The organism is uncultured Methylobacterium sp. (assembly GCF_964251405.1).
Lineage (GTDB): Bacteria > Pseudomonadota > Alphaproteobacteria > Rhizobiales > Beijerinckiaceae > Methylobacterium.
Window position 1 is genome coordinate 18,297 of the sequence record NZ_CAXUJR010000027.1, and the last position, 7,652, is coordinate 25,948.

The following is a 7,652-nucleotide window of genomic DNA, read 5'->3' on the forward strand; positions in this document are numbered from 1 at the left end:
GAGGCCGCCTTTGGTATTTTGCATTCTGCTTTAACGCGATGAAGCGACGTAGACATAGGAGATGCGCTGATGAGAAAGCTCGTCCTTCCGGATCGGCCGATCTGGCCGTCGATACCGTCATCACAGAACCTGGTCCCGACCGATCGGCGTGAGGGCGCCGTTCCCGCCGAACGGACCGAGGTGACGTCCCAGCCGACCGGTCTCGCCGAGAAACGAACGTTGCCGCCGCGGACCAGTGCCGATTTCGACGGCTTCGGTTCCTTCTCGATCTGATTGACCCCAGCTGCGGCGCCGGACCATCCCACGTCCCGGCGCCGCTCGCCTTGCCTCTACCGGGTCAGCCTGCCCTCCAGAACATCGACGCGCGATGAGCGGTTCTCGGCTACTCTGCCGTCTTGATGTCGCCAGCGATGGCCAGACAGTCACGTGTTAGATGTCAGCGGAACCGCCGCCCATCGCTCAGATCTCGGACAGGATTGTTGGAAGCTGGTCGATTGTAGTTTCGCTTGCGACTTTGCCCGTTCTTATGGTGAGAAGCCGTTCAGCTTCCTATCCATCGAAGAAAGGGATATCATCTTCACTCGCAATGGCTCAGCTAAGGACGCGCTTCAAGTATCATTTCAAAGCAATGGTTGCGCCCTAAACGCGGTGATTGAATGAATTAAACACTTTGAGCCCGCGAAGATGTATATTTTGACGAGTGTGAGTCCCGGCCGATCGTAGAAGCGGATACACCAACACAGTCGATTCTTTGTCACGGAGAAAATTCATTGATCAAGGTGGTGTTCCGGAGAAAGGAAACAAGTCCATGAGCGATCTATCGAGAGACCCACGGGACCTGTCGGCGATCATCACCGACGCATACGTCGCCGGAACGAAACCTCCGTTGACGAAGGAATTGACCGCAAGGGTCCGCGACACTGTCCTGGCCGCATGCTCCGGCAGTGCGTGGACGGACGCATCTCGACCTGATGACATCGAGCGCATCAACAAGGCACTCGATCAATTCGAGCAAGTGCTGAACGCCGTCAGCGGTCCGCGCCTCGTGACGGTGGATGCGGGTTCGGGAACCGTGAACATGCATCATCGATCGGAGGCCGACCATCCCTTACGGGCTTTTGGCGGACAGTAGGGCGGCCCGATCTCGAAAGGGCTGTCGCCCTTGCATCGTTTCGCATCTGGCAGGATACCGCTCAAACCGCTAAACGTGAGCAACTTGGCTCTTGGTATTTTGTATACAAGCGGTAGGATGGTGGCATGAGCCGACACGACATAACCCAGGTGCAAACCTTCGATCATCCCGGCCGCGGGCGGGCGAACGCCCGCGCCGTTCCGAAGGGGCGGCAGGTCGATGGGCAGGCGATCGAGGAGGTCCGGGCCCTGCTCGGCACGGCGTCGCGCCAGCGCGACCTGCTGATCGAGCATCTGCACCTGATCCAGGACCATTACGGCCAGATCAGTGCCGACCACCTCGCCGCGCTGGCTGACGAAATGAAGCTCGCCTTCGCCGAGGTGTTCGAGACCGCGACGTTCTACGCGCATTTCGACGTGCGGAAGGAGGGCGATGCCGCCCTTCCGGCCCTGACGGTGCGGGTCTGCGACAGTATCACCTGTGCGATGCATGGGGCGGAGCCGTTGCTCGAGGCTCTGAAGGCCGAGCTCGGGTCCGAGGTTCGCGTCGTGCGGGCGCCCTGCGTCGGGCTGTGCGACCATGCTCCTGCCGTCGAGGTCGGCCACAACTTCCTCCACCGCGCCGACGTCGCGTCCGTGAAGGCTGCCGTCGAGGCCGGCGACAGCCACGCTCACCTGCCGAGCTACATCGATTACGATGCCTATCGCGAGGCCGGCGGCTACAAGACGCTCGACCGGCTCCGGTCGGGCGAACTCAGCGTCGACACCGTCCTGTCCGTCCTCGACGACGGCTCCTTGCGCGGTCTCGGCGGCGCCGGCTTCCCGACCGGCCGCAAATGGCGCTCCGTGCGCGGCGAACCCGGTCCCCGACTGATGGCGGTCAACGGCGACGAGGGCGAGCCCGGCACGTTCAAGGACCAGCACTACCTCAACACCGACCCGCACCGCTTCCTCGAAGGCACTCTCATCGGTGCGCACGTGGTGGAGGCCGAGGACGTCTATCTCTACATCCGCGACGAGTACCCCATCGCCCTGGAGATCCTGGCGCGCGAGATCGCCAAGCTCCCCGCCGGCGGCCCGCGCATCCACCTGCGACGCGGCGCGGGCGCTTACATCTGCGGCGAGGAATCGTCCCTCATCGAGTCGCTCGAAGGCAAGCGCGGCCTGCCGCGGCACAAGCCGCCGTTCCCGTTCCAGGTCGGCCTGTTCGGCCGGCCGACGCTGATCAACAATGTCGAGACGCTCTACTGGATCCGCGATCTCCTGGAGCGCGGCGCCGAATGGTGGAAGAGCCATGGCCGCCACGGCCGCATCGGCCTTCGCTCCTACTCGGTCTCGGGGCGCGTGCGCGAGCCCGGCGTGAAGCTGGCGCCGGCGGGGATCACGGTCCTCGAGCTCATCGACGAGTATTGCGGTGGCATGGCGGAAGGCCACACCTTCGCGGCCTACCTGCCAGGGGGAGCCTCCGGCGGCATCCTGCCGGCCACGATGAGCGACATCCCGCTCGATTTTGGCACCCTGGAAAAGTACGGCTGCTTCATCGGATCGGCGGCCGTGGTGATCCTGTCGAACCAGGACGACGTCCAGGGCGCGGCGCTCAACCTCATGCGCTTCTTCGAGGACGAGTCGTGCGGACAATGCACGCCGTGCCGAAGCGGCACGCAGAAGGCCCGCATGCTGATGGAGCAGGGTGCCTGGGATACTCAGCTTCTCGGCGAGCTCGCCGACTGCATGCGCGACGCCTCGATCTGCGGCCTGGGGCAGGCCGCCTCGAACCCGCTGACGAGCGTGATCAAGTTTTTCCCCGACCTCTTTCCGACGCCTCTTCCGCAGGCGGCTGAATAGCGGGTCGGCGGACGACGATCACCGGTACCGGAACGCCCCCGAGGCGTTCTCATGATACAAGCAGCACTCTGGCGAGCCAGGGCGCGGGAGCAGGACCTGATGAGCAGCGGCACTCAGAACAGCAATCCCAATGGCACCGATCCGCTCGTCAAGGCCCCCGAGGGCTCGCAGGATGCCGGTGGAAAAGGCCCAGGTGCCCTTCCGGACGCCGGGAGTGCCTACTCGCCCGGCGTGAAATCCGGCGGGCAGGCGGGTCCCGTCGCCAGCGGGACCCTCGGTCTCAAGAACATTCCGGCGGGAATCCCGGGCGTGGTGTTCGAGCTCAATGGCGAGCAGGTCGAAGCGCGTCCCGGCGAAACGATCTGGGCGATCGCCAAGCGCTTGGGCAACCACATCCCCCACCTGTGCCACAAGCCCGATCCGGGCTACCGGCCCGACGGCAATTGCCGCGCCTGCATGGTGGAGATCGAGGGCGAGCGCGTCCTGGCGGCCTCCTGCAAGCGTGTGCCGGGCGTCGGCATGAAGGTGAAGACCGACACGGCACGCGCCGAGCGCGCCCGCGCCATGGTGCTCGAGCTCCTGGTCGCCGACCAGCCAGCCCGCGAGACCTCGCACGATCCGGATTCCCACTTCTGGCACCAGGCCGACCACGTCGACATCACCGAGAGCCGCTTCCCGACCTCGCTCCGCTGGGGCGCCGACGTCAGCCACCCGGCGATGAGCGTCAATCTCGACGCCTGCATTCAGTGCAATCTCTGCGTCCGCGCCTGCCGTGAGGTGCAGGTCAACGACGTCATCGGGATGGCCTACCGCAGCGCCGGCACGAAGCCCGTCTTCGACTTCGACGACCCGATGGGCCAGTCCACCTGCGTGAGCTGCGGCGAGTGCGTTCAGGCGTGCCCGACCGGGGCGCTGATGCCGGCTGCCTATCTCGACGATAGCCAGACCCGCACCGTCTACCCGGACCGCGAGGTCGATTCGCTGTGCCCCTATTGCGGCGTCGGCTGCCAGGTCTCCTACAAGGTCAAGGACGACAAGATCGTCTATGCGGACGGGCGCGACGGCCCGGCGAACCACAATCGCCTCTGCGTGAAGGGCCGCTTCGGCTTCGATTACATCCAGCATCCCCACCGGCTGACGAAGCCGCTCATCCGCCTCGACCACGTGGGCAAGGATGCCAACGATCAGGTCGACCCGGCCAATCCGTGGACGCACTTCCGCGAAGCGACCTGGGAGGAAGCGCTTGATCGCGCCGCCGGTGGTCTGACGAAGATCCGCGACACGCAAGGTCCGCGTGCGCTGGCGGGCTTCGGTTCGGCCAAGGGGTCGAACGAGGAAGCCTACCTGTTCCAGAAGCTCGTTCGCCTCGGCTTCGGCTCGAACAACGTCGACCATTGCACGCGGCTCTGCCACGCCTCGTCGGTGGCGGCCCTCATGGAAGGCCTCAACTCGGGCGCCGTGACGGCACCGTTCAGCGCCGCGCTGGACGCCGACGTGATCGTCATCATCGGTGCCAACCCGACGGTGAACCACCCCGTGGCGGCGACCTTCATCAAGAACGCCGTCAAGGATCGCGGCGCCAAGCTGATCGTGATGGACCCACGCCGCCAGGCCCTCTCGCGCCTCGCCCATCATCACCTCGCCTTCAAGCCCGGCACGGACGTGGCCATGCTGAACGCGATGCTGAACGTGATCGTGGAGGAGCGCCTTTACGACGAGCAGTACATCGCCGGATACACCGAGAACTTCGAGGAGTTGAAGGAGCGCATCCGCGACTTCACGCCCGAGAAGATGGCGGCCGTGTGCGGCATCGAGGCCGAGACCCTGCGCGAGGTCGCCCGTCTCTATGCCAGGTCGCGGGCCTCCCTCATCTTCTGGGGCATGGGCGTCAGCCAGCACGTGCACGGCACCGATAATGCCCGCTGCCTCATCGCGCTCGCCCTGATCACGGGCCAGATCGGGCGGCCCGGCACCGGCCTGCACCCGCTGCGGGGCCAGAACAACGTGCAAGGCGCCTCCGACGCCGGACTGATCCCGATGGTCTATCCGGACTATCAATCCGTCGAGAAGTCCGCCGTCCGCGAGCTGTTCGAGAACTTCTGGGGACAGGCGCTCGATCGCGAGGCCGGGCTCACCGTCGTCGAGATCATGCGGGCGATCCATGCCGGAACGATCCGGGGCATGTTCGTCGAGGGCGAGAACCCCGCGATGTCTGATCCCGACCTCAACCACGCCCGGCATGCCCTGGCGATGCTCGATCACCTCGTCGTCCAGGATCTCTTCCTGACCGAGACGGCCTTCCATGCGGACGTGGTGCTGCCCGCCTCGGCTTTCGCTGAGAAGGGCGGAACGTTCACGAACACCGATCGCCGCGTGCAGATCGCCCGTCCGGTGGTTCCGCCGCCGGGGGACGCCCGCCAGGATTGGTGGATCATCACGCAACTCGCCAATCGCATGGGCCAGTCCTGGACCTATGCCGAGCCGGCCGACATCTTCCGCGAGATGGCGCAGGTCATGCCGTCCCTGAACAACATCACCTGGGAACGCTTGGAGCGCGAAGGCGCCGTGACCTACCCGGTCGATTCCGCCGATGAACCCGGCAACGAGATCATCTTCTATTCCGGCTTCCCCACGGAAAGCGGCCGGGCGAAGATCGTGCCCGCCAACATCGTCTCGCCGGACGAGGTGCCGGATACCGAGTACCCGATGATCCTATCGACCGGACGCGTGCTCGAACACTGGCACACCGGGTCGATGACCCGTCGTTCGGAGGTGCTCGATGCCCTCGAGCCGGAAGCGGTCGCCCTGATGTCGCCGCGCGAGCTGCATCGCCTCGGCCTCAAGGCCGGCGACACCATGCGGTTAGCGACACGGCGCGGTGCGATCAACGTGAAGGTGCGCTCCGATCGCGACGTGCCGATCGGGATGATCTTCATGCCGTTCTGCTACGCCGAGGCCGCCGCGAACCTCCTGACGAACCCTGCTCTCGATCCGTTCGGGAAGATCCCGGAGTTCAAGTTCTGCGCGGCACGGATCGAGACGGTCTCACAGGAACTGATCGCCGCCGAGTAGCGCGGTCAGCCCGCTCCGGGGATCAGAAACCGAAGTCAGTGTGCGCTCGGCGATGCCGCCGAACGCATGCTGGCCGACCGGCGATCCGGTCACGGGGGCTGTCAAAGTGTCGGTCTTCGACGCATACGGAACGTATGTCGGGCTGCCAGCTTCGACGCCGATCGGCGGGACGCTCGCATGATGGACTCGCTCGATGATGCCCGCCCCGTGTCGCTCGATCACCTTGGGTGGTCGGAGTTTTTCGAGGAGCAGCGTGAGCTCCACGAGGAGGCGCTAGTCCCGGCACGGATCGCTACGATCCATCGTTCCCGGCTCACCGCCCTGACGCCGACCGGAACCGTCGAGCTGAGCCTGCCGGTTCATGCCAATACCGGCGATTTCGCCGTCGGCGACTGGGCGCTGATCGATCCGCACACCCGGACGCTGAACCGCCGCCTCTCGCGCAGGACCGAACTCGGGCGTCATACCGAAGGCAGCAGGACGCCACAGATCGCTGCCGCCAATATCGACACGCTCTTCATCGTCACGTCCTGCAACGCCGATTTCAATCTCGCGCGCCTCGAACGCTACCTCGCGCTGGCGAACCAGGGCGGAGTCGATCCCGTGGTCCTTCTGACCAAGGCTGACCTCGTCGTCGACGCGCTCGATTATCAGCGGGAAGCGGCCGCTCTGCAGCGTGGGCTGACCGTCCTGATCGCCAACCCTCGCTCCGGCGATGCGGCGACCGACCTCGCTCCCTGGTGCGGCGCGGGGCGGACCATCGCGCTCGTCGGCTCCTCGGGCGTGGGCAAATCCACCCTGGTGAATACGCTGGCCGGGCCTAGCAGCGTGGCGCCTCAGAAGACCGGCGAGATCCGCGTGCACGACGCCAAGGGACGCCATACCACCACCGCGCGATCGCTTCACGCGATCGCGGGCGGCGGCTGGGTGATCGATACGCCCGGTGTGCGCTCGATGCAGGTCAGCGACGCAGCTCACGGTATCGGGACGCTGTTTTCCGAGATCACCGAGCTTGCCCCGTCCTGCCGCTTCCGAGACTGCACCCACGCTCACGAACCGGGATGCGCCGTCCAGGCGGCCGTCGCCGCAGGTACGTTGGACGGCGACCGGCTGGCTCGCTGGCGCAAGCTGATGGACGAAAGCGGCCACAAGATTGCCGAGCCGTTCGGATCTCGCGCGAACAAGAGACGTTGATCGCGTCGCTCCCGTGAGGACGAACCGGGCGGCGATGGAGGTCGAACATCCTACCGTCGGTCGCCCTTGCGCCGCCGACCATCGCTTGGCCAACGCCGTCATGTGCGAGGGCGAACGGGCGCCCCCGGCGGATCGACCACGTCTCAGGTTCTCTCTCGTTGCACGCGTCCTGTGGCCAAGCAGACTTCCGAGCGACGGATCTTCAGTCTCGCAAAGGAACTGAATGAATCAGATACGGTTGAAACCTCCGAGACCGAACTGGGTCTTGTCCCATCAGAACCGGGGATGATGACAGATGATGCGCAGATACAACGATGGTCTGCGCATGTGGTTTGCTTGTGCAACACTTCTGGTTGGCCTCAGCACGCAGGTGCAAGCTGCGGACGAAGGAGGTGTTGGTGGATTGCTCC

At 65.2% G+C, this 7,652-nt stretch carries 4 protein-coding genes; all 4 read left to right on the forward strand.

Features of this window, described 5'->3' with window-relative positions; genetic code table 11:
* Window positions 1–808 precede the first annotated feature (808 nt).
* On the forward strand, window positions 809–1,132 hold the full coding sequence (locus ACFE7U_RS07430) for a hypothetical protein (RefSeq protein ID WP_375409092.1): 324 nt from the start codon (window positions 809–811) through the stop codon (window positions 1,130–1,132).
* 125 nt (window positions 1,133–1,257) lie between these two features.
* Entirely contained in the window at window positions 1,258–2,976 is a 1,719-nt protein-coding gene (locus ACFE7U_RS07435; RefSeq protein WP_375409093.1) for an NAD(P)H-dependent oxidoreductase subunit E, read from the forward strand.
* Between the two features lie 99 nt (window positions 2,977–3,075).
* Window positions 3,076–6,048, forward strand: coding sequence for a formate dehydrogenase subunit alpha (gene fdhF / locus ACFE7U_RS07440; protein ID WP_375409094.1), 2,973 nt, complete (start codon window positions 3,076–3,078; stop codon window positions 6,046–6,048).
* Between the two features lie 177 nt (window positions 6,049–6,225).
* The gene (gene rsgA / locus ACFE7U_RS07445; RefSeq protein ID WP_375409107.1) at window positions 6,226–7,242 is read left to right on the forward strand and encodes a ribosome small subunit-dependent GTPase A; all 1,017 of its coding nucleotides are present in this window, start codon (window positions 6,226–6,228) and stop codon (window positions 7,240–7,242) included.
* Window positions 7,243–7,652: the final 410 nt, after the last annotated feature.